1 protein-coding gene is annotated in these 309 nt (G+C 61.5%); it reads right to left on the reverse strand.

Annotated features, from left to right (window positions below; all coding sequences use genetic code 11):
* Positions 1-71 precede the first annotated feature (71 nt).
* On the reverse strand, positions 72-309 hold a 238-nt coding region (locus tag KVS69_RS19230), incomplete at its 5' end, for a YhfG family protein (protein WP_217539556.1).

The raw sequence follows: 309 nt of genomic DNA on the forward strand, positions 1-309 counted from the left end.
CCAGCTTCTCCTACAAGACGCCTGAGACGCCAATGCAGTACTTGTCGTCTACATCGTCATACAGGTCCATCTCAGCGCTTTCGATACCTGTTGAGTACAGTCTGCAGGGATTGCGCCGGCTTCGACTTGCGCATGTCTATGCCCTCGAGCCGGGAGCTGTGATGAAAGTTGCGTGTGCGCGTGGCCTGGTACATAGCGGCAGGGCCGCGGGCGGCAGCCACAAGCGTTGCAACAGCGTGCGACAGGGCTGCCTCCGGATCCGCGGCGGGGATCCGGACCGACGTTACGCTCATCAGGACGGTCGACAGC

It is taken from the genome of Stenotrophomonas sp. GbtcB23, from assembly GCF_019091045.1.
GTDB classification, from domain to species: Bacteria; Pseudomonadota; Gammaproteobacteria; order Xanthomonadales; family Xanthomonadaceae; genus Stenotrophomonas; species Stenotrophomonas rhizophila_A.